The 26,269-nt window shown below is 44.9% G+C and carries 27 protein-coding genes; 13 read left to right on the forward strand and 14 right to left on the reverse strand.

Annotated features, from left to right (window positions below; all coding sequences use genetic code 11):
- Positions 1-28: 28 nt before the first annotated feature.
- Positions 29-2,410 carry a zinc-dependent metalloprotease gene (locus KS2013_RS02235; RefSeq protein ID WP_068989104.1) on the forward strand — a complete coding sequence of 794 codons (2,382 nt, stop codon included), beginning with the start codon at positions 29-31 and terminating at the stop codon, positions 2,408-2,410.
- 133 nt (positions 2,411-2,543) lie between these two features.
- Here KS2013_RS02235 and KS2013_RS02240 read toward each other — a convergent pair whose 3' ends face one another.
- On the reverse strand, positions 2,544-3,068 hold the full coding sequence (locus KS2013_RS02240; protein WP_068989108.1) for a hypothetical protein: 525 nt from the start codon (positions 3,066-3,068) through the stop codon (positions 2,544-2,546).
- A 149-nt stretch (positions 3,069-3,217) separates the two neighbouring features.
- On the opposite strand from KS2013_RS02240, the gene KS2013_RS02245 reads away from it, so the two are divergent.
- Together KS2013_RS02245 and KS2013_RS02250 are read left to right on the forward strand one after the other, a co-directional pair.
- On the forward strand, positions 3,218-3,691 hold the full coding sequence (locus KS2013_RS02245; RefSeq protein WP_068989111.1) for a GNAT family N-acetyltransferase: 474 nt from the start codon (positions 3,218-3,220) through the stop codon (positions 3,689-3,691).
- Positions 3,692-3,848: 157 nt separating this feature from the next.
- Positions 3,849-5,231 (forward strand): Na+/H+ antiporter NhaC family protein, encoded by a 1,383-nt coding sequence (locus tag KS2013_RS02250; protein ID WP_083217761.1) that lies wholly within the window; start codon positions 3,849-3,851, stop codon positions 5,229-5,231.
- Here the strand turns inward: KS2013_RS02250 and KS2013_RS02255 are convergent.
- From KS2013_RS02255 to KS2013_RS02270, 4 genes are all read right to left on the reverse strand, one after another.
- Positions 5,228-6,556: an MATE family efflux transporter gene (locus KS2013_RS02255; RefSeq protein WP_068989113.1), complete on the reverse strand. Its 1,329-nt coding sequence runs from the start codon at positions 6,554-6,556 to the stop codon at positions 5,228-5,230. The two genes, KS2013_RS02250 and KS2013_RS02255, sit on opposite strands and share 4 nt — an antisense overlap.
- A gap of 99 nt (positions 6,557-6,655) precedes the next feature.
- Positions 6,656-7,327 (reverse strand): uracil-DNA glycosylase, encoded by a 672-nt coding sequence (ung, locus tag KS2013_RS02260; RefSeq protein WP_068989117.1) that lies wholly within the window; start codon positions 7,325-7,327, stop codon positions 6,656-6,658.
- Between the two features lie 63 nt (positions 7,328-7,390).
- On the reverse strand, positions 7,391-8,107 hold the full coding sequence (locus KS2013_RS02265) for a ZIP family metal transporter (protein ID WP_068989119.1): 717 nt from the start codon (positions 8,105-8,107) through the stop codon (positions 7,391-7,393).
- A 103-nt stretch (positions 8,108-8,210) separates the two neighbouring features.
- A complete protein-coding gene (locus tag KS2013_RS02270) occupies positions 8,211-8,918 on the reverse strand; it encodes a ComF family protein (RefSeq protein WP_068989122.1) in 708 nt (235 codons plus the stop codon).
- Between the two features lie 109 nt (positions 8,919-9,027).
- Here KS2013_RS02270 and bioB point away from each other — a divergent pair, with 109 nt between their 5' ends.
- Genes bioB through bioC form a run of 4 tightly spaced genes read left to right on the forward strand, consistent with a single transcriptional unit; the run spans position 9,028 to position 12,948 of the window.
- Complete coding sequence (bioB, locus tag KS2013_RS02275; RefSeq protein ID WP_068989124.1) at positions 9,028-10,113, forward strand: biotin synthase BioB; 1,086 nt, start codon at positions 9,028-9,030, stop codon at positions 10,111-10,113.
- 53 nt (positions 10,114-10,166) lie between these two features.
- Positions 10,167-11,327, forward strand: coding sequence for an 8-amino-7-oxononanoate synthase (gene bioF / locus KS2013_RS02280; RefSeq protein WP_068989127.1), 1,161 nt, complete (start codon positions 10,167-10,169; stop codon positions 11,325-11,327).
- Positions 11,324-12,100 carry a pimeloyl-ACP methyl ester esterase BioH gene (gene bioH / locus KS2013_RS02285; protein WP_068989130.1) on the forward strand — a complete coding sequence of 259 codons (777 nt, stop codon included), beginning with the start codon at positions 11,324-11,326 and terminating at the stop codon, positions 12,098-12,100. Before bioF ends, bioH begins: the two co-directional genes overlap by 4 nt.
- A complete protein-coding gene (gene bioC / locus KS2013_RS02290) occupies positions 12,097-12,948 on the forward strand; it encodes a malonyl-ACP O-methyltransferase BioC (protein WP_068989132.1) in 852 nt (283 codons plus the stop codon). Before bioH ends, bioC begins: the two co-directional genes overlap by 4 nt.
- 8 nt (positions 12,949-12,956) lie before the next feature.
- On the opposite strand, the gene KS2013_RS02295 is transcribed toward bioC, so the two are convergent.
- Positions 12,957-13,670 (reverse strand): hypothetical protein, encoded by a 714-nt coding sequence (locus tag KS2013_RS02295; RefSeq protein WP_068989134.1) that lies wholly within the window; start codon positions 13,668-13,670, stop codon positions 12,957-12,959.
- Positions 13,671-13,759: 89 nt separating this feature from the next.
- Between KS2013_RS02295 and bioD the strand changes: the two genes are divergently transcribed.
- On the forward strand, positions 13,760-14,446 hold the full coding sequence (bioD, locus tag KS2013_RS02300) for a dethiobiotin synthase (RefSeq protein ID WP_068989144.1): 687 nt from the start codon (positions 13,760-13,762) through the stop codon (positions 14,444-14,446).
- On the opposite strand, the gene KS2013_RS02305 is transcribed toward bioD, so the two are convergent.
- Together KS2013_RS02305 and KS2013_RS02310 are read right to left on the reverse strand one after the other, a co-directional pair.
- Positions 14,420-14,830 (reverse strand): hypothetical protein, encoded by a 411-nt coding sequence (locus tag KS2013_RS02305; protein ID WP_228703706.1) that lies wholly within the window; start codon positions 14,828-14,830, stop codon positions 14,420-14,422. The genes bioD and KS2013_RS02305 overlap by 27 nt on opposite strands.
- Positions 14,831-14,918: 88 nt before the next feature.
- Positions 14,919-15,521 (reverse strand): alpha/beta family hydrolase, encoded by a 603-nt coding sequence (locus KS2013_RS02310; RefSeq protein ID WP_068989147.1) that lies wholly within the window; start codon positions 15,519-15,521, stop codon positions 14,919-14,921.
- A gap of 103 nt (positions 15,522-15,624) precedes the next feature.
- On the opposite strand from KS2013_RS02310, the gene KS2013_RS02315 reads away from it, so the two are divergent.
- Entirely contained in the window at positions 15,625-16,455 is an 831-nt protein-coding gene (locus KS2013_RS02315) for a Dam family site-specific DNA-(adenine-N6)-methyltransferase (protein ID WP_068989150.1), read from the forward strand.
- Positions 16,456-16,461: 6 nt separating this feature from the next.
- Here the strand turns inward: KS2013_RS02315 and KS2013_RS02320 are convergent, their stop codons facing one another.
- From KS2013_RS02320 to KS2013_RS02330, 3 genes are all read right to left on the reverse strand, one after another.
- The gene (locus KS2013_RS02320; RefSeq protein WP_083217762.1) at positions 16,462-16,749 is read right to left on the reverse strand and encodes a DUF2970 domain-containing protein; all 288 of its coding nucleotides are present in this window, start codon (positions 16,747-16,749) and stop codon (positions 16,462-16,464) included.
- 63 nt (positions 16,750-16,812) lie between these two features.
- On the reverse strand, positions 16,813-17,118 hold the full coding sequence (locus KS2013_RS02325; RefSeq protein ID WP_068989155.1) for a hypothetical protein: 306 nt from the start codon (positions 17,116-17,118) through the stop codon (positions 16,813-16,815).
- Between the two features lie 99 nt (positions 17,119-17,217).
- Positions 17,218-18,588 (reverse strand): 3-deoxy-7-phosphoheptulonate synthase, encoded by a 1,371-nt coding sequence (locus KS2013_RS02330; protein WP_068989157.1) that lies wholly within the window; start codon positions 18,586-18,588, stop codon positions 17,218-17,220.
- A gap of 251 nt (positions 18,589-18,839) precedes the next feature.
- On the opposite strand from KS2013_RS02330, the gene radA reads away from it, so the two are divergent.
- The 3 genes from radA to KS2013_RS02345 are packed head-to-tail and all read left to right on the forward strand — an operon-like array spanning position 18,840 to position 21,295.
- Positions 18,840-20,204, forward strand: a complete 1,365-nt coding sequence (gene radA / locus KS2013_RS02335) for a DNA repair protein RadA (RefSeq protein ID WP_068989160.1) — start codon at positions 18,840-18,842, stop codon at positions 20,202-20,204.
- A gap of 21 nt (positions 20,205-20,225) precedes the next feature.
- Positions 20,226-20,675 (forward strand): MgtC/SapB family protein, encoded by a 450-nt coding sequence (locus KS2013_RS02340; protein ID WP_068989161.1) that lies wholly within the window; start codon positions 20,226-20,228, stop codon positions 20,673-20,675.
- 5 nt (positions 20,676-20,680) lie between these two features.
- Complete coding sequence (locus tag KS2013_RS02345) at positions 20,681-21,295, forward strand: methyltransferase domain-containing protein (RefSeq protein ID WP_068989163.1); 615 nt, start codon at positions 20,681-20,683, stop codon at positions 21,293-21,295.
- Between the two features lie 31 nt (positions 21,296-21,326).
- Here the strand turns inward: KS2013_RS02345 and KS2013_RS02350 are convergent, their stop codons facing one another.
- The gene (locus KS2013_RS02350) at positions 21,327-21,704 is read right to left on the reverse strand and encodes a PilZ domain-containing protein (RefSeq protein ID WP_068989166.1); all 378 of its coding nucleotides are present in this window, start codon (positions 21,702-21,704) and stop codon (positions 21,327-21,329) included.
- Positions 21,705-21,828: 124 nt separating this feature from the next.
- Positions 21,829-23,499 carry an energy-dependent translational throttle protein EttA gene (gene ettA / locus KS2013_RS02355; RefSeq protein ID WP_068989169.1) on the reverse strand — a complete coding sequence of 557 codons (1,671 nt, stop codon included), beginning with the start codon at positions 23,497-23,499 and terminating at the stop codon, positions 21,829-21,831.
- Between the two features lie 75 nt (positions 23,500-23,574).
- On the opposite strand from ettA, the gene KS2013_RS11815 reads away from it, so the two are divergent.
- On the forward strand, positions 23,575-25,212 hold the full coding sequence (locus tag KS2013_RS11815; RefSeq protein WP_169816852.1) for a peptidylprolyl isomerase: 1,638 nt from the start codon (positions 23,575-23,577) through the stop codon (positions 25,210-25,212).
- 563 nt (positions 25,213-25,775) lie between these two features.
- Here KS2013_RS11815 and KS2013_RS02365 read toward each other — a convergent pair.
- On the reverse strand, positions 25,776-26,255 hold the full coding sequence (locus tag KS2013_RS02365; protein WP_068989170.1) for a GNAT family N-acetyltransferase: 480 nt from the start codon (positions 26,253-26,255) through the stop codon (positions 25,776-25,778).
- Positions 26,256-26,269: the final 14 nt, after the last annotated feature.

Here is a 26,269-nt window from a genome sequence, read left to right on the forward strand (position 1 = left end):
ATAATTAGTCATCAGTAGGGAATCGCTCATGCTACGTGTAATTCAGTCCACTGTTATCACGCTAGTCTGCTTGGTTTGTGTGAGCGCCAATGCAGCTAGCTGGTCAGAAATTCGCAACCAGTCCAGCCGGGTAAATGGCTTTATGCCATATCAGGTCAGTAAGAGTCAGGGAAAAATTTGGCTGGAGGTTAATGAGTTTAATCAGCCCTTCATCATGTATACGGGCTTGCCGTATGGTGTGGGGTCGAATGATATAGGGCTAGACCGCGGGCAGTTGGGTGAAAGCCGTTTAGTACAATTTGAGAAGTACGGTAACAAGATATTATTAAAACAGCTCAATACACGTTATCGTGCTGATAGTGATAATATGGCTGAGAAGTCTTCCGTGAAAGAGGCCTTCGCCAGTTCAGTTCTGTATGGCTTTAAAATTGAAGCACGTTCAGGCAAGCGACACTTAATTGATATCACCCCTTTTCTTATGCAGGACCTGCACGGTATAAGCGAGAGGCTGGAAGTAACAAATCAGGGCTCCTTCAATGTAGACAGTTCTCGTTCTGCTGTATTGACAGATAATGCTAAGAACTTTCCAAAGAATACGGCCTTTGAATCATTATTAACATTTACTGGTAACAATCCTGGTGACTATGTAAAGCAGGTTGTACCCTCGCCGGGACTGATTACTATACAGCAGCAGGTTCAGTTTGTAGCATTACCTGATGGTGGGTACGAGCCTCGCCAGTTCCACCCTAAAAGTGGTTTCTTCGCATTAACCTTTGCCGATTACGCAACGCCTTTAACAGAGAGTATTGAACAAAAACTGATATACCGTCATCGAATTACCAGGGATGAAGAAGGCAATATCAAGCCGATAGTTTATTATCTCGATCCGGGAGCTCCTGAACCAGTCAAGACTGCTTTGTTGGAAGGAGCTCGCTGGTGGGCACAGGCGTTTGATGCAGTAGGTCTAGAGGGAGCTTATGAAGTAAAAGTATTGCCGGAAGATGTAGATCCTCTGGATGTTCGCTATAACGTGATTCAGTGGGTACACCGCGCAACTCGTGGTTGGTCATACGGTATGGCTTTAGCCGACCCCAGAACAGGTGAAATTATAAAAGGGCATGTAACGCTCGGCTCGCTTAGAGTTCGTCAGGATCTACTAATCGCCAATGCCCTGACCGGTTCAGCAACCAATGAGAATAAGCAGCAGAAAGCACTGGAAATGGCTTTAGCACGAATTCGCCAATTATCTGCCCATGAAGTAGGCCATACACTGGGTTTAGCTCATAATTTTGCTGCCAGCGTGAATAATCGTGCTTCAGTCATGGACTATCCTCATCCCTTTGTAACCTTGCAGGATGGCAAAATATCACTAGAACAGGCTTACGCCGAAGGAATTGGTCGCTGGGATATTGAAGCAGTTCGTTACGGCTATGCTGAGTTCCAACCTGAGGAGGAAGCTCAGGCACTACGCGATATTGTACGGAATACGACGGCCAAAGGTTTATTCTTTATTTCCGATCCGGATGCAAGACCACAAGGTGGCTCTCAGTCTGAAGGTCACCTGTGGGATAACGGGACTAACCCAGCTCACGAACTGAATCGTGTTCTTGAGATAAGACAGCATGCTCTTCAAAATTTTGGTATGGCTAACTTAAGTGATGGTCAACCTTTTTCGGAGTTGGCGGAAACGCTGGTTCCGCTTTATTTATTCCATCGCTATCAGGTGGAAGCGGCTGTTAAATGGCTTGGAGGGACACATTTCGAGTATAGCGTGAAGGGAGATAGTTATTACCCTGTTCGCAGCGTAGATACGGAGCAGCAACTGGAAGCTCTGGAAGTGCTACTCAGAACATTGTCTGTGGAAACCTTGTTGCCGCCAGAGAGTATACTGAAAATGATTCCGCCTAAAGCCTATGGATATTCTAAAACTCGTGAGAGTTTCCCTAGTCAGACAGGCTCAACTCTTGATCCGATTGCTATGGCTGATGTTTCTGCACAGCATACATTGAAGTTAATGTTGCACCCAGAGCGATTGGCTCGTTTGTTACAGCAAAAAGCACGCGATCCTGAGCTCCTTGGCCTAGAAGATATGCTGTCAGAATTGCTTTCTGCTACCCTCAGAGCGACTGAAAGCGATGGTTTGGGAGGTCTTATTCAGCAGAGGGTCGACTACCTTACCGTGAAGCATATATTAATTGCAGCATCTGATCCGGAAGCATCAGCTGAAGTACGTGCCCATCTGCACAGTGAAATAGGCAAGCTGGGTGGTTGGCTGACAACTCAGGCAAAACGTAACCCGGTTCGCTTCCTATGGCTTAAAGCACTGGTTGACAAATATCAGGCTGGTGATTTCAAAGTCGACTATGTGAAGCCTCTGGAAATTCCTCCAGGTTCACCCATTGGAAACTAAATAAAAAGCCGCTTTTCAGCGGCTTTTTTTTGGAGAGAAAAAGCTGATCTTAAGAGAGGGGTTTCGGACTAAGGGGAGTCTCGGGGTTGTAGATATAGCCGAAACTCTTAAGATCAGGAAATCGTTTTTTTGATTACCACCCTAGTACAGATCCTAGAATGATGCCCACAGCCAGCGGCTCCCAATAACGGTGGTGGCAGTATCTGGTATGTACATGGTATCTGGGGTATGGGTGGTAATAACCTCCATAGTAGTACCAGTCCTGACCAAGATAATATACCGATGTTGGGTAGGTTCTTGGGTGATAATGCTTGTAATAGCGATGTTTATACCGTGGACGGTGATGGTCGCGGTAACGGTCACGGTAGTGGTGACGATCACGGTCGCGATAACGTGCATGTGAGTCGTGTCGGCGACGATCACGATCGCGATAGCTATGTTTGTTACGATCATCGTGATCACGGTATTTTAGTTTGTTATCATGACGCGCTTCTGAACGGCGATTATGACCACGTTTATCACCTCGGTCTCGAGCACTGTGCGAGTTATAGCTGGAGCCTCTATCAGCTCCCGGGCCTTTATGCTCTTTAGCATCGACCACTGGGCTTAGTCCCAGCACCAGAGCCGCGGCTAAGGCTGAAATTAAAACTTTATTCATGGCTAACTCCTCGAAAAACACTATAATACAGTGACGAGTAAGGGGCTTGCTTGTTACTATTGGCGTCTTTACTCATCGTTACCAGTAAATATACAGTGAGTAAACTGAATTCTTACTGAACATATTAAAAATCGCTTAAGGACCTAACATTGGATATACGAACCTGTACGATTGATGATTTAGAAAGCTTAGTACCAGCTTTTGATAAATACCGTCAGTTTTACCGTCAGGAGTCACAACCTGAGCAGATAAGAGAGTTTCTCAAGTCTCTGATTGAACAAGAAAAATCAAAGATATTTTTATCCTATGAAAATGATGAGCTGACAGGTTTTATTCAATTATATCCCTCTTTTTCTAGTATCGGTTTAGCGCCCATCTGGATTTTAAATGATTTTTTCATTTTTGGTGGCTCTGATAGGCGTACTATTGCTAAAGGTTTGCTGGACGCGGCAAAAATGCTGTGCGATGCGAGTAAGGCCATTAGGCTTGAAGTCACGACGCGCAAGGAAAATCACCGGTTACATAAGATCTATCGAGACTACGGTTTTGAAAAAGATTATAAGTACGATTACTATTTTTTGCGTTTATCGAAGGATATTCCAGCATCAAACATGCTGAAATAGACTTCTAAACATCCGAATGTTGTTTTTCAAGGGCAGTTCCGATATAGTTGCCCTTTGCGCTGATTTGTTCCGCTTGCGGGCGCTTTATAAGTACTGCTAAAGAGAGCTTTTCAAAAAGCACTTTCTGTCCGCGAGCTTGGTTAAACTAGGTAATGACATGACAGAAAAGACCATAACATCCGAAGATAAGACCAAAGCTAACCCTGCCATTCGAGACCGGGATTTAAGCTTAAATGCAACGGGTGCTAAGCCTAGCTTTCTTCCTCTCATACCTCTGCTGGTATTTTTTGTTCTATTCCTTGGCACCGGGATTTATTACAGCTTGCAGGGGGTTGATATGGCATTTTATCAATTACCTGCCCCAATCGCGGTGTTACCGGCTATTGCCTTGTCTGTTTTACTGGCTAAAGATTCTATCGAAAAAAGTATTGGCTATCTGCTGAAAGGTATGGGCGACAGCAATATTATTGCAATGTGCCTGATATACCTATTGGCTGGAGCATTTGGGGCCTTGACCACACAAATTGGGGCCGTAGCTGCGGTAGTTAATCTATGTCTGGATATTATTCCTGCCTCATTTATTTTGCCGGGACTGTTCCTGATAGCTGCTTTGGTTTCATTCTCTATGGGCACATCTATGGGCACGCTGGCAGCGTTGGCTCCTATCGGTGTAGGCTTAACTGAAAGTCTTCAGATCTCCCCAGCTTTAGTGGCCGGTATATTGCTGAGTGGAGCAATGTTTGGTGATAACTTATCAGTGATTTCTGATACTTCGATTGCTGCAATCCGCACTCAGGGTACAACCGCCACGGACAAATTAAAGCAAAATGCACGTTGGGCGATCCCCGCAGCAGTAATTACTGTCATTTTATACAGTATTTTTGCGGGGCAGGGTGAAGCCGTTACTATTAAACCCTATGATTGGTATAACCTGATTCCTTACGCATTTATTCTTGGTTTGGCTTTGTTAGGCTGGAACGTGTTTGTGATTTTGACCATTGGAATATTGAGCGCTATAGCTATTGGATTACTTGGGCAAAGTTTTTCCGCAGAAACTGGTGTTGCTTCAACCATGTACCAGGGGTTCACAAGCATGCAAGATATATTCCTTCTATCGATGCTTATAGGAGGATTGGGTGGCTTGATTAAGGCTCAGGGTGGTCTTGATTGGCTGGTGCATCATGTCAGTGACTTATTCAGTGTGGCTCGCTCCAAGCTCAGAGCAAAGCTTGCAATACTGAGCACGACCGCAATCACCAATCTTGCTGTGGCAAACAATACAGTCAGTATAATTTTGGCGGGGGATGTTACACATGAGCTGGCTCACAAAAATAAAGTAAAGCCAAAACAAAGTGCGAGCCTCGTTGATATTGGCGCCTGTAGTATTCAGGGTGTATTACCATACGGTGCGCAGTGTCTGCTGCTGGGAACGAGCTTTTCGATTTCTCCATTGGCGCCTGGAGTATACGCCTGGTATTTGCCGATACTGCTGTTTATCACGCTGGTTGGGACCATTAAAGGCAAAGACCGTACAAATTAATCGAACAGAATTCGACTCCAGCCACGTCTTTGCCAGAGCCAGATAAAGGCTCCTGTCTGCAGGACTCGATAGACTGCGTATGCAATCCATATAATGGTCAAGTTCTTATCCAGATACGGGCCTAGATACCAGGCCACAGGGAGGAATAGGACCCACTGTGAAATTATGGATACGTACAGTGTAGGCTTTGTAGAGCCTGCGCCATTTAGGGCGTTGAGGAAAATCAGGCCAATGGCATCGATAACAATAATTAGCGCAGATAGTTTAAATGGCCAATGTGCTGCAGCCAGAGCTTCAGGTTCCTTGAGGAAGATCCCCATAATTTCATCGGTAAAGATAAAGAATAAAGCGCCTAAAGCTAACGAGAAAATGATTCCCATCTTGACTACATCCCAACCCCAGCGGTAGGCATTGTGAGGATCTTGCTGTCCTAATGACCGACCAACCAAAGTTGCAGCACCTATTCCCAGAGCAATGCAGGGTAATATTGCCACCAGCATGACATTAGTTATAGCGTTGGCGGCAGCTAGTTGATGCGTTCCCACCTGACCAATAATCCAGAATAGTGCAGTAAAGCCACCAGCAAAAAATAATTGTTGTAGTGCTGAGGGGATAGATATCCTGAGTATAGAGCGTACTGTTGGGCAACTAGCAATGTGAGAAAGATAGCCGAAGTGCTTTGTGTGCTTGGTTGCTAAGAGGTGGTAGTAGACTGTGCCAAGCGCTACAGATATTGTGGTACCAATCCCAGCACCCGTAGTGCCTAATTCAGGCATACCAAAGTGTCCGAAGATGAGAGTATAGTTCAGAAAGATATTGATGGTATGCATGACCAGTAATGTGCGTAGATAATACTGGGTTTGATTAATAGCACTCCAGTAGCTACGGAAACTGAAATTAAGGCCAATGGCCAAAATACCCGCGAACCGTGCCTGCAGGTAAGGTATTCCCTCCTGTAACAGCTCAGGGTCATCGTTCAACAGGCTAAGAATCTGTGGGGCCAGGAAAAAAAGAATGATACTGGTTGGCAAGGCAAGTAGCGTAATAATTGCCAGCGCCGCGTTCATCGGATAGGCTGCTTCTGTGCTCCGTCCCTCTCCGATACGGCGAGAAACCATGGCCTGAACACCAGCTGCAAAGCCTGTAAAGAAGGCTACAGCCATAAAGTTAATGAAGCCAGAAATTCCTATTGCTGCGATCGCTGCACTACCCTGTGTCCCAACCATAGCCGCATCCACCAGATTCAAAATATTCTGGGATATCATGCCGCCTACTATGGGCAAGGATATTTCTAAAACCTGACGAGAGCGATCTTTATTCAGCAAACTGAGCGCCTGTGGGATGTATTACAAGAATTGCCCGCATTGTATCAGTTATTGTGTGCGGGTGTAGTTTTTTACCGAGAATTACTTCTTCCCAGGGCATTAAACAGTTGTCGGTAATCGCCAGTCGATGGGGGGGATCTGCTGCTGTTTAAGGTAGTCATTGGTCTCGACAAAGTGGTTGCAACCAAAAAAGCCGCGGTGGGCAGAAAGTGGTGAAGGGTGCGGAGCTGTTAAAACTAGGTGTCGGTTACGATCAACGGACTCGCCTTTTTTCTTGGCATGACTTCCCCACAATAAAAAGACCAGGTTCTCTCTATGCTGATTCAATATTTCAACCACTTTATCAGTGAACTGCTCCCAACCGATTTTAGCATGCGAGTGGGCTTTACCCTGTTCCACGGTTAAGACCGTATTGAGAAGTAACACACCCTGATCGGCCCAGTGTTGTAGGTAACCATGTTGAGGTATTTGAAACCCATCAATTGAGTTGGCTAATTCTTTATAAATATTAGCCAGTGAGGGTGGTGTTTTGATACCGGGTTGAACTGAAAAGCAGAGCCCATGAGCCTGGTTTGGACCATGGTAAGGATCCTGTCCTAAAATGACGACTTTAACCTGATCGAATTCAGTTGCCTTGAACGCATTAAAAACCTTATCTTTGGGGGGGTAGATCTGTTTACCACTGGCTCGCTCTTGAGCCAGAAAGTTAATAATGTCCAGAAAGTATGGTTGCTCTTTTTCTGAACCCAGGACGTCGCTCCAAGTAGTCACAACAGTTTCTCGTGGAATGTTTGGCAGCTAGTCTAGCATTGTTATTGCAGTAATTTAACAATCTTAATGGCCGATAATTAATTGGCCCACCAGACCTAGCAAAAAGCCAGCTACCGCGCCTAATGGTGGAGCCCAATGGTTTTCCAGTTTTGCCTGTGGTGCTATGTCCTGAAAGGTTAAATACAAAATACCGCCAGCAGCAAATATCATGATTGCACCAACCGCTGTGGACAGGTCGGCAAGCCAGTAATAACCGATCAATCCGGAAACAGGTCCTAGAAAAGCCATGAATAAAAAGGCAAGAATGATCGTTATGGGCTTATAGTGTGCTCTTTCTTTTAGTTCTCTGAAGGAATTAAACCCCTCGGGTAAATTTTGAAGGGCTATCAATCCCGCGAGAAGCATTCCGGCAGTTCCACCTTGAGCAAACGCGGCTCCTAATGCCAGAGCTTCTGGGATAAAGTCTGACAACATGGCGGCTAGCTGTCCCGCTGGACTATTCAGGTAGGCCAGCAAGCGATCCAGAGCCATAAATGCGATCCCTCCTAATGCAAAGTAAACCACCGTTTCCAGATTACTGAGCCTGGCACTTCCCTCCGGAACCAGAACCAGAGCGATAGCTGACAGTAGGGCTCCTCCGCCGAAGGCAATGACGCTATGGCGAAACTCTTTTTCCAGCCAATGGGGGCGGATGCTTTCTATATTGGCAATAAAAGCACCCAGGGGCATGGTTAGCCCAGCAACTAAGGTTAATATGACTATCAGTAACCACTCACTCATCTTATGCCTTTAATTGTTTTGCGTATTAATCATTCTTTACGGCTGGGCTCGTTGGATGATGAACCTCTGACTCATACTAGGCCATAGCGACATTAAAGCAAGCTCAGGTTTTAGCCAAACACCATACATCAACTGATTGGACACCATGCTTAAGGCATAGTCTGGCGGCTTCACTAACAGTAGAGCCTGTGGTAACAACGTCATCAATCAGCGCTATCTTCCTGGGTAAAGGTTGTTGTAATTTGAAAGCATTTGTTAAGTTTTTTCTACGCTGCTTTTCGCTTAATCCTACCTGGTGAGGTGTGTCCTTAACTCTTACCAGTGCTTTTTGACGGGGAATTTGTAGGGCTTTCTCCAGATGTTGAGCGATAAGCTCGGATTGGTTGAATCCCCTCGAATTCAGTCTTTTAGTATGTAATGGAATAGCGACAATGGCTTCCGGCAGTGAGGAAGTCGTGTAACTCGACTTGATCTGCTTCTGCAACAGATGGGCGAGGCTCCGGGCATAATGTAGCTGATTATTAAACTTCAGCTCGCCCAGTGCCTTATCAACTGGAAATTGGTAGCGCGAAGCGGTGATAACACGGTCAAAGGGAGGTGGTTTTTTTTGACACCGTCCACAATATGAATCAAGGTCGCTTTGTGTGTTTATCGGACTCGCGCATCGGTGGCAGCTGCTATCCTTAAGCGAAACAGCATCCTGGCAGGGATCACAGATACCCGTGGAGGTATGGGGCGAGCCGCAAAAAGAGCAATGGCTGAGAGCTAGCACCGCTTTTAGCGGTTTTGAGAGTTTATGAAAGAAGCTCATTGTAAACCTAAATTCCTTTTTCTTGGTTGACAGTGTATTCTTAGAAAGTAAACTGCACGCTATTCCTGACATTGCGTGCAAAACAGTTACTATAAGGGTTAAAGAAAGAATGAGCAATCTAGAAAAGCTAAATAGTGGAAAGGTCCGTAATGATTGGACTGTGGCAGAAATTGAGGCGGTATATAACCAGCCTTTCAATGACTTAATGTTCGCTGCTCAATCGGTTCACCGCCAACACTTTAACCCTAATGAAGTTCAAACCAGCACCCTGTTGAGCATCAAAACGGGCGCTTGCCCTGAAGATTGTGCCTACTGCCCTCAGTCAGGTCATTACAATACGGGGTTATCGAAAGAAAAGCTTATGGCGGTACAGGAAGTTGTTGAAAAAGCAAAGCAGGCAAAGAAAACGGGAGCAACACGTTTCTGTATGGGTGCTGCATGGCGTTCGCCGCGTGATAAAGATCTGGATGTGGTGTTGGAAATGGTTCGACAGGTTAAGGATCTGGGTCTGGAAACCTGCGTGACGTTAGGCATGTTGACTGATGAGCAGGCAGGAAAATTGGCTGAAGCTGGTCTGGACTACTACAACCATAACCTAGATACTTCGCCTGAATACTACGAGCAGATTATTACCACCCGTAGCTATGATAACCGCTTAGATACGCTTCAAAATGTTCGTGATGCAGGTATTAATGTCTGTAGTGGCGGTATCATTGGTATGGGTGAAAATACCAAAGATCGTTATGGGCTATTAAAAGAGCTAGCGAACATGCCAGAGCATCCGCAAAGTGTTCCAATTAATATGTTGGTCGCTGTACCGGGTACACCTTTAGGCGAAGTTGAAAAACTAGATGAATTCGACTTTATCCGCATGATTGCAACAGCCCGAATTATCATGCCACAGTCATATGTCCGTTTATCGGCAGGGCGCGAAGATATGAATGAGCAGACACAGTCGCTATGTTTCCTGGCTGGAGCTAATTCTATTTTCTATGGCGAAAAACTATTAACAACAGCAAATCCAGAAGCGGAAGCTGATGCTATATTGTTTGAACGTTTAGGAATTAACCCTGAGAAACGTCACCATTCAGAAGATGAAATAGCAGCTGAAGCAGCAGAGTTTGCGGCGCAGGCAGCTGAAAAAGCTACAGCAAAGGGCAAGGCGCAGTTCTACGACGCAACACAAGTTAAATAACCAGTTGTTAAGCTGTTTAGCCATCACAAGTCACCAGCCACTGGGTTTTCACTATGTGGAATAAGCTTGAAAGCCGTTTAAAGCAGAGACAGGCGCAGGATTTAATCCGTCAGCGTCTAACCCTGGAAAGCGGACAAGATACTGAAGTCAGTGTTAATGCCACCCATTACGTCAACTTCAGCAGCAACGACTACCTTGGCCTAGCCAGCCATCCCAAGATGGCTGAGACTATGATTTCAGCGGTAAAACGTTACGGTCCTGGTAGCGGTGCTTCACATCTTGTGGTGGGTCACAGCAAAGAACATAATTTACTTGAAGAGGAGCTGGCTGAGTTCGTTGGAACTGAGAGAGCGGTTTTATTTTCTTCTGGCTTTATGGCTAATTATGGCGTATTGACCAGCCTGTTTGATAGGAAGGACCTGCTGGTTCAGGATAAGCTTAATCACGCATCATTGATTGATGGCGGGCGTGCCAGTGAAGCCAAAATGTTGCGCTATGCCCATAATGATTTGAACTCATTACAGAGACAGCTAAAACATCAGGTCGATACTAAAATTATTGTGACCGATGGTGTCTTCAGTATGGATGGTGACCTGGCTCCATTACCAGAAATTCTTTCCTTGGCCGAGAGCAGTCAGTCACAGTTGATGGTTGATGATGCCCATGGCTTTGGCGTTTTAGGTGAGTCTGGAAAAGGCTCCCTGGAGTATTTTGAGCTGGAGCAGGGACGGGTAGATATTTACATGGCAACATTGGGTAAAGCGATTGGAGGTTATGGAGCTTTTGTCGCTGGTAAAAGCACTCTTATTGAAGCCTTAATCCAGTTCGCACGTAGTTATATTTATACCACTGCCATACCGCCGGTAGTTGCGGCAGTAAATCGTGAGGGTTTGAGACTGGTACAGAGTGAGCCGGAACTAAGGCAAAACCTTCAGGATAATATCCAATATTTCAAACAGTTGGCTGAGGAAGCAAGGCTACCACTGATGCCATCCGATACAGCAATTCAGCCATTAATGGTAAAGAAAAGTGATGCTGCAATCCGCATCAGTCAGTCTCTAAGAGATAGAGGGTTGTTGGTTGTGGCTATCAGGCCGCCGACAGTTCCAGAAAATACAGCCAGGCTGCGTATCACGCTTACGGCGAATCATACCAAAGCTCACATTGAACAACTGATCGAAGCAATTAAAGATAATATTCAGGTTATACCATGAGTAAATTGAAGCCATATGTTGAAACTTTAGGAAAGGGTCCAGATCTCGTCTTGTTACACGGCTGGGGACTTCACTCGGGTATCTGGGAACTGGTTACTGAGCAGCTTGCAAAGGACTTTACCTTGCACATGATCGACTTACCGGGTTTTGGCCGTTCGCCACTACCGGGTGGTCAATATGATCTTGATTTATTAACGGAGCAAGTATTAAAAGTAGCACCTGAGAAAGCAAACTATCTTGGCTGGTCGCTTGGCGGATTGGTTGCTACTCAAATTGCAATACAAAACCCTGGCAGAGTGGAGTCTTTGATTACTGTTTCCAGCTCCCCGCGTTTCGTTCAAAGCGAAGACTGGGAGCATGCTATGAAGCCTAACATTATGGACAGTTTCTGCCGTTATCTGGAAGAGGATTATCAAGGTACAATCATCCGCTTTTTGGCGATTCAGGCTATTGGCAGTGAAACTCAGAAAGCAGATATTAAGAGGCTGCGAGACACGGTTTTCTTACATGGGTTACCGGCAACAAAAGCACTACGAGAAGGGTTGGCACTACTTAACGATGTGGATCTACGTCAAGATATAAAGCATATTCAGGTGCCATTCCTCAGACTGTATGGTCGACTTGACTCGTTGGTACCTGTTAAGGCAGCGGAAACTATTAAACAGCTTGTTCCCCAGAGTGAGCAGCATGTTTTCCCAAAAGCAAGCCACGCTCCATTTCTCTCCCACACGGACAGTTTTATTGAAAAAGTGAGTGAGTTTTTAAAAGCATGAACCAAATAACTCCCGGTGAAGTTGCCCGTTCATTCAGTAAAGCTGCAAAAACGTATGATGCAGCTGCATTCTTTCAGCGAATCGCTGGTGAGCGGCTGTATGAGAGACTGGATTATTTTAAGCTAGAGCCAAAGTCAATTGTGGATTTAGGCTGCGGGACGGGGGTTTTTACCAGAGAGCTTTCCCAGCGCTTTACACAGGCACAGGTTACTGGTGTCGATATTGCAGAGGGTATGATTCAGTGGTGCCAGCAACAGTCTTCTGCTGAGCGGTACCTCTGTGCTGATGCCATGACTTTACCATTCCCTGATAACTCTGTTGATCTGATTTTCTCAAACTTGGCGATTCAATGGGTCAACGATTTATCTGCTCTTTTTCAAGAGCTGAATAGAGTTCTGCGACCGGATGGCTTGCTTCTATTCACCACACTGGGCCCGGATAGTCTAAAAGAGTTGAAGCAAAGTTTTGCTGAGGTGGACCACTATCAGCATGTTAATGATTTTATTGATATGCACCACGTTGGTGATGCCATGCTAAATTCTCAATTAAGTGATCCTGTAGTGGATGCTGAAGCAGTTGTCATTAGCTATGACAAAGCTTTGGAGCTTATGCGGGACTTAAAAGATATTGGGGCCCACAATATTGATAGTCGACGCAACAGCGGGTTGATGGGGCCTAATAAATTAAAGGCAGTTGAAAAGGCATACCGGCAGTTTGCAATGAGTGACGGGAAATTACCCGCCACCTATGAACTCATTTATGGACATGCCTTTGGCACTGAAATGAAAAAAGTTACAGATTATCACGAGTATATTGTGGAGCTGGCTGAAGGTAAACGAGAGCCTTAGTCTATAAATTATCGAGTTTTATTTTCAAACTTCACTACTTTATCTTCCAGCTCTTTTTCTTTAGCTTTAAGAATATCTTTAACATTCTTCATTTGTGAGTCGTGCAGAAAATCTCGTAGCGTTTCAAATTCGGTTCTGTAGAAGTCACGCTCATCACGTAAGTTGTCAGTATTTTTACTCAAAGTCTGGTTTGCCGATATCAACCGTTTATGGCTCTTTTTAATATGCTCATAGTCAGATAAGTAGTTCTCCTTGAACTCTTCAATTTCATCTTTAGCTTCTTGACGAACATATTTGATTTTTTCTCGTTGCTGTTCTTTGAGCTCATAAATTTCCGACTCATACTCCTGCTTTAAGTTAGTAATCGTTTGTAGAGCGTCCATATAGTTTTTATGAGCTTCTTCGTAACTATCCAGTGTCTCTTGATACTTTGAATTTAGCTCACGGTGTTCACGAACGAGGGAAGTATTCCTATCTGACAGGCTGGTAAGTGAATCCTGAAGTTTTCTGTAATCTGACTCCAGTTCTTCAATTTTACCTTTCTTTTTTGCGATATTCTGAGTGTTCTCTTTGATGATGTTTTTCAATTCATCATTTTTGGACTCAAGCTGACGTACCAGCGCGTGTTTTAACGTAGCCATGACTACTGCGGCCAGCAGCAGTACCAGTGCTATGACGCCAAGAACTAATGTGATAGTGTTGTCGCTTGTCAAATTCTCCATAAATACTCTTAAATTAATGGATTGAAATGCTCTAGTTAGGCCATAGTATATAGAAATCACGCCGGTCTAATTGTGCGAGGTATAACAGATTGAATAAAGGCCAAAGAAAATTTTTTGTAACGGGAACTGATACCGAAATTGGTAAGACTTTTATCAGTGCGGCACTACTCCGAGCATTAGCCCATAAAGGAAAGAAAGCGGCGGGATTGAAGCCCATAGCCTCCGATGCTCAGCCAGTACAGGGGATTATGAAAAATGAAGACGCGCTAGAACTCCAGAAGGCGGCTAGCATGTCCCTGAGTTATAGTGAGATCAATCCTTTTTGCTTTGAGCCGGCTATTGCGCCACATATAGCTGCAGATTTAGCAGGAACCTCCCTCAGTGTAGAACGATTGCAAAATAGTGTAATTATCCCTGATGATGCAGAAACGGTTCTGATAGAAGGTGCCGGAGGGTGGCTTACACCGCTTAATAATCAAGAAACCTATGCTGACTGGGTCGAGCAGAGTGGTTTTGAAGTGATTTTAGTGGTTGGTATGAAGCTGGGATGCTTAAATCACGCTATGTTGTCTGTTCGTGATATTGAGCGTCGGGGCTTAAAGCTTGCTGGTTGGGTGGCTAATTTCCCAGTAGGAAAAATGAATATGGCGGAAGATAATGTGCAGTGGCTTAAGAGTAATATTGAAGCGCCTTGTCTGGGAATAGTGCCGCAACAAGACGCTTCACAGGACGCTGATAGTGTCAGTCAGCTACTGGACGTGAGTAGCCTTCTCTGAAGTAACGCACTGGTTGCGCACGCAACTGACATTGGGCTTAGGAGTGATTACACAAATGCCCATAATTTGGTTCTCTTTATTATATTGGTCACGTAGCTTTTGGTAGCGGTTGCCAAGCTCTTGTAGTTTGGCAACATCGCTGCTGGTTTTGGAGTATGGCTGATAGCTTTCTGGGCCACCGCAGGGCTTGCTACCAACCGGCAGTAAATCACAGTCACTATTTCTGACACAGCCTTCTGTTTGCAATGTCTGTTGTATTTGAGCGTATAAATCTTGGGCAACGGCTTCTGTATCGGGCTTATTGTTGCTGGCTTGAGAACAGGATTGTAATAAGCTAGCCACTACAAATAATAAGCCTGATATAAATATTCGGTTTTTAAACATAATCGATCCTTCTTTAGCAGTTGTAACGATACTTTTAAATAGTCTAAAAGATCTAATTAACTAAACATAGTTTATTAGCAAATTCGTGTTATATCCTCTCCAGCTGTGACTGTATAAAAGCTTTAGCCTTATTAGCCGCCAAGGTCCAGGCTTGTTCGGTCGAAATATCCGAACGCTTTAATGTTTCAAAGCTGTGGTTTCCGTCTTCCAGCCATTCTATCTTAATGTTTTCGCTTAATTGATACTTTGAAACTTCTTGCGGTTTTCCAAAGGTATCTCGAGTGCCCTGTAAAATCAGGGTTGGGGTCTCTATAGAATGTAAATGTTCTGTCCGTGTTTTCTCTGGCTTACCGGGTGGATGAAAGGGATATCCCATGCATATAACCCCTTTAGTTTCAACTTCATCGGCAATCATGCTGGCAACTCGTCCACCCATAGATTTCCCGCCAATGAAAAAGTTTTTATTGGGTATTTTTGCAATTTCTTTTTTAAAGCTTTCGATTAGTCTGGGCATACGGTCAGGTGGTGACTTTTTTCCCGTCTGTTGGCGTCGTAACATGTATGGGAAATCAAATGTTATAACTTCAATATTGTTGTCATCAATCGTCTGCTGCATAAATTGCATGAATTTTGACTGTGAATCAGCCCCTGCACCATGAGCCATTATCAAGGTCGCTTGTCGTTGTTTCATTCGATACCTTTTAATTAATTTTTAATTTCGCTGTCATTAGAGATCGGTTTTGATACACTAAAGCCAGTTTATTCATCATAAAGCTTTGCTTGCGTTAAAAAATATGTCGATCATACAGCCCTTGAAGTATCAACGTCCTTTCCTTAAGTGGGCTGGAGGCAAGTTTAGACTATTACCTAAGATTCTTCATCATTTACCCCAGGGTAAAAAGCTGATAGAGCCCTTTGTCGGCTCGGGTGTAGTTTTTCTCAATGCTGATTATGATCGCTATCTCCTGGCCGATATAAATCCCGATCTGATTAATTTATTTAAAGATCTAAAGCGTGGAAAGGGGCGCTTTATTGATTACTGCTCTACTTTCTTTACGGAAGCTAATAATACCGAAAAAAAGTTTTATGAACTTCGAGAGCATTTCAATAAATTAAAACCGGGGGAGGAACGCTCGGCATTATTTTTATACTTTAATCGTCACGGATATAATGGTCTTTGTCGATATAATCGTTCCGGGGGCTTCAACGTACCTTTCGGTCGTTATAAGAGGCCATACTTCCCTGAAAGTGAGCTGGAGTTTTTTGCGAAAAAATCCCAGCGTGCTGAGTTCCGTTGCCAAAGCTTTCGCGCTTCTTTCAATGGTTCACGTCAAGGCGATGTAATTTATTGTGATCCACCTTATTTACCACAAAGCCTAACCGCTAACTTTACGGATTATACTAAGCAGGGCTTTAGTTACGACCAACAGGTTGAGCTGGGGTACTTAGCTGAAAGGGCACGTAAAAAAGGAGTCATAACAACTATTTCAAATCACGATACCATCGTAGCTCGTGATATCTATGAAAAAGCCGATAAAGTAACTTATTTTGATGTGCAGCGCTTTATTTCCTGTGACGGTAATAATCGTACAAAAGCAAAAGAGCTCTTAGCGATTTATGGCTGACTCAAATTATGAGCCAGCATTTTCAAGGGCAGAGTTTACGAAGTAAAGGATGGTTAGGATAAAGACCACAACGAAAATGATACCGCCAACAATGAACTGAACGGCATTACCCTGATCGAAGTCTTTCTCTCTCTGCTCCTCTGATTGAACACCAAACATTGCCCCGAGCACACTCTGTACAGTTGACCAGAAGCCAGTGCCTTGGTTTATTGATTTTTCTTTTGATGGATCTTTATGAGGTTGAGTCTCTTTTTCCAATGAGGATTCATTGGCTTTTGAATCTTCTTGAGTCATTACCTAATGTCTCTTACCACTATGTTTTAGAGTTAACTAATATACCGCAGTAAGTAGAAAAATTTAAGACTTTTCGAATAGTTCCAGAAATTGGATGAAGTGCAGGCTTGGCATATTGTGAGATTCAGTAAGCCAGGAATACCAGCTTGCAGATTTCTTCTCTGGGACGTTGTTACCTAGAGAGGCTGAAGCAGGCTCAAGTAGTTCGGGCTCGAGCGAAGTAATGATATGTAACTCGTCGCTGTTATAGTCAACGTAATTACCTTCAGAACAGATTTGCGCTTTTGCTAAGACATTAGAACCACCAACGATGCTCAGGGCAACGCCACCAGCTAACAATACTTTTTTCAAACTCTTAATAGACAACATGGTTCGCTCCTTACCATATTTTACCTACACGCAAATTACCCCACACAAGAGGTATCTTCTGAATATACGCTAATTTTAGCTAAAAGATCAAGGATTTCTTCAGGAGCTTTGCTTTTTTCTGGCTGCTGGCTGAGCTTTTTTTAGGCTCAAACTATCAATTAATTCAAAGGCTTGGCTTAAATTAAGTCGGGGGTCAACTAAGCTAGTATAAGCTTCACCCAATTCCTGGTGATGAACAGCGTAGCTGCTGCCTATGCACTCCATAACAGCTTCGCCAGTCATTTCAAGGTGCGCCGCGCCTAGGTGCGACCCCAGATCAGCGTGAATACTGAAAGCTTGTTGCAATTCCGATTGGATATGTTGAAAGTCTCTGGTTTTGTAGTTATTTGAACTTACCTGTGTATTGCCATGCATTGGATCACAACTCCAAAGTACCTTTAGATCTGCATCCTTAACAGCGCGAATAAGCTCTGGAAGTTTATGAGAAATTTTGTCATGCCCAAAACGTTGGATTAATGTTAGCCGTCCCTCTTCGTTTTCGGGGTTTAGCCATCGACACAGTTTAACCAGTTCTTTTGCCTCAACTGTAGGCCCTACTTTTATGGCAATTGGGTTAGCAATACCTCGTAGGTACTCCAGGTGAGCACTCTCACTCTGTACGGTTCGCATTCCGACCCATGGGAAATGTGTGGATAAATTATACCAGCGACCATTGGAGCCAAGACGAGTTAAAGCCTGCTCATAGTGCAGGTGTAAGGCCTCATGACTGGTGTAAAACTCAGTCAGATTTTTGTGGGCGGCTTGTCGACCATTGAATTGATGAAATAACTGAAGGGCATCTCTAAAGTTGCGCAGGCTCTGATGCAACTCTTTGGTTTTAGCTAGGTCTTTAAGTGACGCAACTTCAGGCTCAAGATTAAAAAGCTCTTCAAGCTCACCTTCTAGCAGAGAGCGGATGTAGTTTAAAGTTAGAGATGCGTAACTGTAGCCTTCCAGCATACGGGCAGGATCGGGGGTGCGAGCAGACTCGCTGAAGTGGACGTGGTTAACCAGATCTCCTCTATAGCTGGTCAAGGTTGTGTCACCCTGGGTTTCGGTCAATGCAGAACGCGGCTTGGCGTATTGACCTGCAATTCGTCCAATTCGTGAGACTGGCATGCGTAGTTTCTGGCTAACTAGGAGGCTGAGACTTAGCAGGCTTCTGACTTTCTGTGAAATAGCTTCTGCATTACAGTCTTTGAATGACTCAGCGCAATCTCCACCTTGCAATATAAAGCGCTCGCCTCGCTGAGCTTCAGCGATTCGATTTTTCAGTGTGTCTACTTCAGATGATGATACCAGTGGTGGAAGTTGGCATAACTTCTCAGTAACCTGCGCTAATGCAGTTGGATCACCATATTTAATTTGTTGACTGACAGGCTTTGACTTCCAGCTATCGGGAGTCCAGTTGTCAGCGCCAGATTTAACCATTCGAATTTACAAATTTACTTCAATAAAGGCATTCTATCCCATAAGATAGACACGGGCAAAAAAGACTGTAATTAGAGAAAACAGGCTAAGTTTAGGCTGAATAATTTTTGAATCTGTTAGAAAAGTTGAAATAACGCTAATCGAGGCAAAGCTCGGCGAAACTGAGGAGCTTATGAGTATATAAGTGAGTAGGTTGAGGCGAGTTTTAACAAAGGGTAGCGGAGAGTTCAGCTTTTCGGGAACATATTTATATGGCGAAAGTAAAAACAATCTATGTCTGCCAGGAGTGCGGTTCAGAAACGCCTCAGTGGGCGGGGCAATGCGGTCAATGTAAAGCTTGGAACTCATTGATTGAGCAGGCCAACATTAAGCAAAGCAAAGCGGAAAAAAGTTCGCGCTTTACAGGCTATGCAGGTGAGCAGAGTAAAGTCGTGAAAATGGATAAAGTGGATCTGTCCGAAGTGCCCAGAATGGGCTCAGGTCTTTCTGAGCTGGATCGGGTATTGGGCGGTGGCTTGGTCCCTGGTTCTGTAGTCTTGATGGGTGGCGACCCTGGAATCGGCAAGTCCACCATCTTACTCCAAAGTTTATGCAAGATTAGTCAGGAAATGCCAGTGCTTTATGTAACTGGTGAGGAATCGATGCAGCAGGTAACCATGCGAGCGCAGCGCCTTGGACTGGAAACGGGTGACTTTTCACTTCTGACTGAGACTCAAGTTGAGCAAATAACCACTCAGGCGCTGATGCAAAAGCCAAAAGTCATGGTGGTTGACTCAATTCAGACCATCTATACCGAAATGCTTCAATCTGCCCCTGGTGGTGTGGCACAGGTTCGTGAGAGTGCTGCACAGCTTGTTCGGTTTGCCAAACAGACTGGGACTACGCTATTCGTTGTTGGGCACGTCACTAAGGATGGTGCTTTAGCTGGACCACGAGTTCTAGAGCATATGGTTGATGCTGTGCTATATTTTGAAGGCGAGCGAGATGGTCGCCTTAGGCTATTACGAGCGGTAAAAAACCGCTTTGGTGCGGTTAATGAGCTGGGTGTTTTCGCCATGACCGATGAGGGTTTAAAACAGGTAAAGAACCCTTCGGCAATATTTTTATCGAAATACACTGACCCAGTAGCCGGTAGTGCTATCGTCTCTACCTGGGAAGGCACCCGTCCCATGCTAGTAGAAATACAGGCCCTTGTTGATACTTCTCATGCGCCGCAGCCCAAGCGGGTAGCGGTGGGCCTAGATCATCAGCGGATTGCCATGTTGTTAGCGGTACTGAACCGCCATGGCGGGGTCGCTACCTTTGATCAGGATGTTTTTGCTAACGTCGTGGGCGGCGTCCGAGTGATGGAAACCAGCTCTGATCTGGCATTGATAGCAGCAATAATTTCCAGTTTACGCAATCGTCCTTTGGAAGAACATTTAGTCGTGTTTGGAGAAGTGGGGCTTGCTGGAGAAGTGCGCCCAGTTCCAAATGGGCAGGAGCGATTAAAAGAAGCCGTGAAGCATGGGTTTAAGAAAGCCATTGTGCCAAAAGGCAACCTACCTTCAAAAACTTTAGATGGCCTTGAAATTCATGGCGTTAGCCGTCTGCAGGAAATGATAAACTTACTGTAATACTAAGATAGGGAGAGCGTTATGTTTGATATCGACTGGAGCGTTATCTGGAATCATCTGATTACCATGATGGTTGCCTATTTGTTAGCTTTTCCTATTGCCTGGAACCGCGAGAGTAATGCCCGTAGTGCGGGTATAAGAACCTTCCCCTTGGTTAGTATAGCAGCTTGTAGTTTCGTTTTAGTTGGAATCGATATGTTCCCTGATGGAGCCTCTCAGGCTCGTGTTATTGGTGGTATTATTACGGGCATCGGATTTATTGGTGGAGGTGCCATTTTGAAGAATGGGGATAAGGTTACAGGTCTCGCAACAGCAGCAAGCCTCTGGGGAACGGCAGCAATAGGTATCGCTGTCGGTGCTCATCGCCTGGAAATAGCAGTTCTATTAGCCATAGTAACCTTTGTTACTTTACAGCTGGTTACAAAGGTTAAAGATAAAGTCCCGGAAGGGGAACAAAAAGAACACTCTTAAAACTCATGAATAAAACACCAGACATACGGGCTTTTCGTCCAGAAAAGCTCTTTAAACCCCGTAATTTTATTAAGCCAGCTTTAAGTCAGAAGCAATACCTCGAGATCGGCGCAGGAAAAGGGATGCATGCTATGCAGTTTGCTGAGGCGAATCCTGACAAAGAGCTTATTGCCGTTGAGCGAACCAAGAATAAGTTTGACGTTTTCGCGCAGCGTGCGAAAGAATTAAAGCTCGATAATCTAACGCCTGTCCATGCTGATGCACTGCCTTATGTCGTACATGCGTTCCCCGCGAAAAGTTTAGATGGTGTATTTTTACTGTATCCAAATCCGGAGCCCAAAAGCGCGGCTCAACGTTGGCTCAATATGCCTTTCTTTGAGTTTCTGCTGTCGCGGATGAAAGATGGCGCTTCGGTAGTATTGGCCTCTAATATAGAAAGCTATATTGACGAAGCCGAGCAACAGGCCAGAGAGTTGTGGCAGTTACCGGTTGAACGCAAGGTCATTCCTAAAACCAGTTCGCGGACCCACTTTGAAGTGAAGTACCTGCAACGAGGTGAGTTGTGTCAGGAGCTGGTGATAACTAAGCCTGAGGGATATCAGACTCGGTTTGACTATTAACTAACCGCTGATTAGGTTAATTATTTCAGTATTACTCGTCAGTCTCTGATTGCCTTTTTTCCCACAGTGCCTGTGACTCTTGCTGTATAGCATCTGGATCACTGTTGTATAGAGTTAAAGTTGAGCGGAGGTGGAGCATGCTATCGATGTCTATTTCCTGACATTCGACACCATAGTCCTCACCTTTATGGTAGACAATCTTCGCCTCCATAAAAACGGGTGGCGACAGTTCGTCAAATATCACTTGTAAGGTCAGTGGTTTAGTCTTGTCTAGATTGGCATCAGTTTTAAGGTGGGCGCCATTAAGTGAAATGTCCACAACTGTAGCCATATATTTTTGATTATTTTGTTCGATAAGGGCTTTAGCCGAAATATGGATTCGAGCAAAATGTCTGCGATTAGTTTTAATGGCTTTTACCCCGAAGTTACTCCCTAGCTAATGAGATTAGCAAAGAGGCTTGAGATTGTCGAAATTAATTATGATTTTGGTTCACTGACTCACGATTTTCTCGTGAGCCAGTGTAGTTAATCATTTACGATTTTGAGATTTTGCGGTACTTGATGCGGTGTGGCTGATCGGCATCGGCACCTAGGCGCCGTTTACGATCGGCTTCATATTCTTGATAGTTACCTTCGAACCAGACGGTTTCACTGTCACCTTCAAATGCCAGAATATGAGTAGCAATACGGTCAAGGAACCAACGGTCGTGCGAGATAACTACAGCACAGCCCGGGAAGGCCAATAGCGCATCTTCCAGTGCACGTAAGGTCTCAACATCCAAGTCGTTGGTTGGCTCATCCAGTAGCAATACGTTGCCGCCACTCTTAAGCAGCTTAGCCAGATGAACACGGTTACGCTCACCTCCCGACAGGTCGCCGATGCGTTTCTGTTGATCCGACCCTTTGAAATTAAAGCGGCCAACGTAGGCGCGAGATGGCGTTTCATAGGTGCCAACGGTAATAATATCCAGGCCGTCTGAAATTTCTTCCCAGACCGTTTTATTGTCGTCCAGCGAGTCACGACTCTGATCGACGTATGCTAAATCAACGGTCTCACCGATTTGAAGCTCACCAGAATCCGGTTGCTCCTGGCCGGTAATCATTTTGAACATGGTCGACTTACCCGCACCATTCGGACCGATAACACCGACGATACCACCTTGTGGCAAGTTAAAGTTCAAGTCGTTATATAGCAGCTTATCGCCAAATGTTTTGGTTAAGCCTTTGGCGGTAATAACCTGAGTACCCAGGCGCGGACCCGGTGGGATATACAGTTCGCGAGTTTCGTTGCGTTGCTGGAACTCTTTGCTCGATAGTTCTTCAAAGCGTGACATACGCGCTTTCGATTTGGCCTGACGACCTTTGGAATTGGCACGAACCCATTCCAGCTCTTCTTTCATGGTTTTCTGGCGAGAGGCTTCCTGCTTTTCTTCGATTTCAAGACGCTTAGCCTTTTGCTCCAACCATGAAGAGTAGTTACCTTCCCATGGAATACCTTCACCGCGATCCAGCTCCAGAATCCAGCCTGCAGCATTATCCAGGAAATAACGGTCGTGGGTAATCGCAACCACAGTACCGTTATAATCAACCAGGAAGCGTTCCAGCCATGCCACTGACTCTGCATCCAGGTGGTTGGTCGGCTCATCCAGAAGCAACATATCAGGATGTTCAAGCAATAAGCGGCAAATCGCTACACGGCGACGTTCACCACCAGAGAGGTTCTCCACCTTGGCATCCCATGCTGGAAGGCGTAGGGCGTCAGCTGCGCGCTCAAGGGTATTTTCAAGATTGTGACCATCAGTCGCTTGAATAATCGCTTCAAGCTCACCCTGGCGCTTCGATAGTGCGTCAAAGTCGGCGTTTTCGTCAGCATAGGCGGCATAGACCTGATCCAGTTCGGCCAATGCTTCTTTAACGTGAGCAACTGACTCTTCAACGATTTCACGAACGGTTTTACTTTCGTCTAGCTGAGGTTCCTGCGGCAAATAACCGATTTTGGTACCCGGTTGTGGGCGAGCTTCACCATCATGATCCTGGTCGACACCAGCCATAATGCGTAATAGCGTCGATTTACCGGCACCATTAAGACCCAGCACACCAATTTTTGCGCCCGGGAAGAAGGATAGAGAGATATCTTTTAAAATAGTTTTGTTCGGGGGAACCACTTTGCTCACCCGATTCATGGTATAAATGTATTGAGCCATTAAAAGAATACTTAATTAGTAACAATGTTGCCGGCATTTTACATTGCTTGCACGGTTGAAGCTACAGGAGAGAGCATGAAACACTTGAGTTTATGGGGATTAGGGCTGGTTTTGAGTTTGCTGGGAAGCGCTACACTGGCATGTGTTACTCCTCAAGAGTTATACGCTGCTTCAGATCAGAGAGATCCTGAGCATGATGCTTTTAACAAGGCCCTGAGCTGTCAGACGATTTCTACAGATAATTTAGAGGTCGTGCTTATCGCTCTAGGTCGTATTGGTGGCGAAAAAGCAGCTACTCGAATACTGCCTTATTTGAACCATGAAAATGCGCAGATACGCGAAGCGGCAGCATTTGCATTGGGTATTACTGCGGTTCCCAGTATGAGTGAACAACTGGTTAAAGCGCTGAAACAGGAAAAGCAATCAGCGGTTAAATACCGTATAGCTGTAGCCATTGGAAACCTGGGGCACACTGAAGCACAGCAAGTGCTTACAACTATTATTAATCAGTCTGAGGATTCGCAGGAGATCCGTGGTGCGCTACAAGGTTTGGTTAACCTCTCTTCATTCCATAGCTCCAGGTTAGGTTCGTTTGAAAATCTGAGTTCCAGTCAGTTATATAAAGCACTTTGGCAACCGGCAACCCAGCTCGAAGCAAGTTACTTAATGGCGCGTCGAAACCTGATGGAAATGACGCAGGTGGATCTTGCTCTAAAGCAGCTGGATGCCCTTGAGCCAAAGGCGCAGGCAAAAATGGTACGTGCTTTGGCTAATACTGAGCTGGAAAAAGTGCTTCCTATGTTGCTGACTCATGTGCAACACGAAAATATAGGTGTCCGCGTTAATGCCATTCGTGGACTGGCAAACTTCCCAAAAAATCCTGCAGCGAGGGCTGGGGCCTTAATTGCTCTGCAACAAAAAGATGTTGCTAGTCAGGTAACTGCTTTACAGACATTACATAATGACTGGCTGGAAAGTGACAACATCTATCAGACAGTAAAACAAAAGTTGTCCAGCGATAACAGTTGGGTCCAGTCTGAAGCTCTGATGGTGTTGATTAGAGCTGACAAAGCGGATGGTAAAACAGCTCAAAAGTGGGTTAGTAGTTCTGATCCAAACTTGCAACGCGCGGCTATTGCCTACTTCAGTAAAATGAAAGACAAAAAAATCTTACAGGAGCTGGCAGAGAGTGATAAAGCAATTATTGCTCGCGGTGCCCAGCAGGCACTAAGCCCTGAACAGGAAACTCCGGGTAAGCCAAGCCGAACACCTGATGAACTTCCGGAGCTGGATGCAGTGGTGTTATTGCAGACTACACAAGGCCCGGTAACTATAAAATTATTCGCCGATACGCCATACACTTCTGCTAACTTCATGCGACTGGTTAATGATGGGTACTATGACAACACTTACTTCCACCGAGTGATCCCTGATTTTGTAGCTCAGGGTGGCAGCAAAAGTGGTGACGGCTCGGGTTCTGTCGGCTATAGCATTCGAGAAGAGCTATCCTATCGATCTCACCTTCCAGGAACAGTAGGGATGGCGACCTTAGGTAAAGATACCGGGGGAGGCCAATTCTTTATCAACACAGGGGCAAACTTACACCTCGATAGTAATTACACCATTTTTGGTGAAGTCATAGACGGCATGGAGAACGCCATGAAACTGGAGCAGAATGATAAGGTGGTTTCTGCTGAAGTGGTTGATGATTAAAGTTTTGTTTTAGTTTTTCGCCCCTCGTCGAGTTCCTTTCTCTTAAGTGTGTAAGAGAAAGGAACCAAAGAGAAGCACACCCCAATATTGAGGTCATTTAAAAGAATGACTCCCTGTGTCGCTCAAAAATATTAAACGCACCAGAGTTTACAGCACTTCCATGTACTGAAAACTCTTATCAAAATCATCCACGATTTTGATTGCTATATTTGAGAGCTTCACAGCTCAATATTAAGGGGATAACAGTGCTGGACTGTACTTCAGTGCAAAAAACATTACTGCCGCTACACGAGTATAAATGATAGTCTATTTCTTACTGTATCGAATACACTCTAAAATTTAGCACCAATAATCCCGTAAACATTAGCCGCAACGGTTCAAAATTATAGCGTAAATTGGGCAGGGATAGCTCAATTTAATCAAGACGAAACAGGATGTTTCGTTTGATGGCGCTTAATAATTTTTAATCGTAAGGGAAGCCTTCAGGCCTAATGTTTGGGGCGAGTTTTTTGGTTCATTTTTTTGCTCGTACAAAAAATGAACGTTAAAGATTTAGAGGTAAATTACAAAAACATCTCCATCACAATATCGCATCGACTGTAGTCAACCCGTGATTCATGGTTGGTGAACTCTTTAAAGCCGAGCTGCTGATACAGTTTCATCGCAGGTTTAAGCTTGCGGTTAGACTCAAGAAACAGTCGTTTGCAGCCGCGCTTTTTTGCTTCTTCAATAATGGCTTTGGCTAGGAACTTGCCGACACCAGAGCCTTGATAGCCTTCGAGCACGCCCATCTTGGATAGTTCGTATTCATCTTCCGTCCATTTTTTTAGAGCACAGGCTGCAATGATCTCCCCAGAGTCATTGTCACGGGCGAAAAGTATTTCTCCCCCAGTATCGATGAGGTAACGTTTGGGATCGTTAAGAACTCGTTTATCTTCATCTTCGATGACAAAATACTTCTCGATCCAGGCCTGGTTTATGACTTTAAAGTCTTCTGCCAGCTCAGGACTGAAACGCTCGATTGAGATTTTATTTTTGCTCATAGACTTGAAACTCG

Origin of the sequence: Kangiella sediminilitoris, assembly GCF_001708405.1 — a bacterium.
Taxonomy (GTDB): Bacteria; Pseudomonadota; Gammaproteobacteria; order Enterobacterales; family Kangiellaceae; genus Kangiella; species Kangiella sediminilitoris.

Excerpts from the sequence above, each read along its gene's own strand:
- KS2013_RS02235 (WP_068989104.1), top strand. The coding sequence starts at position 29 with ATGCTACGTGTAATTCAGTCCACTGTTATCACGCTAGTCTGCTTGGTT.
- KS2013_RS02240 (WP_068989108.1), bottom strand. The coding sequence starts at position 3,068 with ATGAATAAAGTTTTAATTTCAGCCTTAGCCGCGGCTCTGGTGCTGGGA.
- KS2013_RS02250 (WP_083217761.1), top strand. The coding sequence starts at position 3,849 with ATGACAGAAAAGACCATAACATCCGAAGATAAGACCAAAGCTAACCCT.
- KS2013_RS02265 (WP_068989119.1), bottom strand. The coding sequence starts at position 8,107 with ATGAGTGAGTGGTTACTGATAGTCATATTAACCTTAGTTGCTGGGCTA.
- KS2013_RS02270 (WP_068989122.1), bottom strand. The coding sequence starts at position 8,918 with ATGAGCTTCTTTCATAAACTCTCAAAACCGCTAAAAGCGGTGCTAGCT.
- bioB (WP_068989124.1), top strand. The coding sequence starts at position 9,028 with ATGAGCAATCTAGAAAAGCTAAATAGTGGAAAGGTCCGTAATGATTGG.
- bioF (WP_068989127.1), top strand. The coding sequence starts at position 10,167 with ATGTGGAATAAGCTTGAAAGCCGTTTAAAGCAGAGACAGGCGCAGGAT.
- bioH (WP_068989130.1), top strand. The coding sequence starts at position 11,324 with ATGAGTAAATTGAAGCCATATGTTGAAACTTTAGGAAAGGGTCCAGAT.
- bioC (WP_068989132.1), top strand. The coding sequence starts at position 12,097 with ATGAACCAAATAACTCCCGGTGAAGTTGCCCGTTCATTCAGTAAAGCT.
- KS2013_RS02295 (WP_068989134.1), bottom strand. The coding sequence starts at position 13,670 with ATGGAGAATTTGACAAGCGACAACACTATCACATTAGTTCTTGGCGTC.
- KS2013_RS02305 (WP_228703706.1), bottom strand. The coding sequence starts at position 14,830 with ATGTTTAAAAACCGAATATTTATATCAGGCTTATTATTTGTAGTGGCT.
- KS2013_RS02310 (WP_068989147.1), bottom strand. The coding sequence starts at position 15,521 with ATGAAACAACGACAAGCGACCTTGATAATGGCTCATGGTGCAGGGGCT.
- KS2013_RS02315 (WP_068989150.1), top strand. The coding sequence starts at position 15,625 with ATGTCGATCATACAGCCCTTGAAGTATCAACGTCCTTTCCTTAAGTGG.
- KS2013_RS02320 (WP_083217762.1), bottom strand. The coding sequence starts at position 16,749 with ATGACTCAAGAAGATTCAAAAGCCAATGAATCCTCATTGGAAAAAGAG.
- KS2013_RS02325 (WP_068989155.1), bottom strand. The coding sequence starts at position 17,118 with ATGTTGTCTATTAAGAGTTTGAAAAAAGTATTGTTAGCTGGTGGCGTT.
- KS2013_RS02330 (WP_068989157.1), bottom strand. The coding sequence starts at position 18,588 with ATGGTTAAATCTGGCGCTGACAACTGGACTCCCGATAGCTGGAAGTCA.
- radA (WP_068989160.1), top strand. The coding sequence starts at position 18,840 with ATGGCGAAAGTAAAAACAATCTATGTCTGCCAGGAGTGCGGTTCAGAA.
- KS2013_RS02340 (WP_068989161.1), top strand. The coding sequence starts at position 20,226 with ATGTTTGATATCGACTGGAGCGTTATCTGGAATCATCTGATTACCATG.
- KS2013_RS02345 (WP_068989163.1), top strand. The coding sequence starts at position 20,681 with ATGAATAAAACACCAGACATACGGGCTTTTCGTCCAGAAAAGCTCTTT.
- ettA (WP_068989169.1), bottom strand. The coding sequence starts at position 23,499 with ATGGCTCAATACATTTATACCATGAATCGGGTGAGCAAAGTGGTTCCC.
- KS2013_RS11815 (WP_169816852.1), top strand. The coding sequence starts at position 23,575 with ATGAAACACTTGAGTTTATGGGGATTAGGGCTGGTTTTGAGTTTGCTG.
- KS2013_RS02365 (WP_068989170.1), bottom strand. The coding sequence starts at position 26,255 with ATGAGCAAAAATAAAATCTCAATCGAGCGTTTCAGTCCTGAGCTGGCA.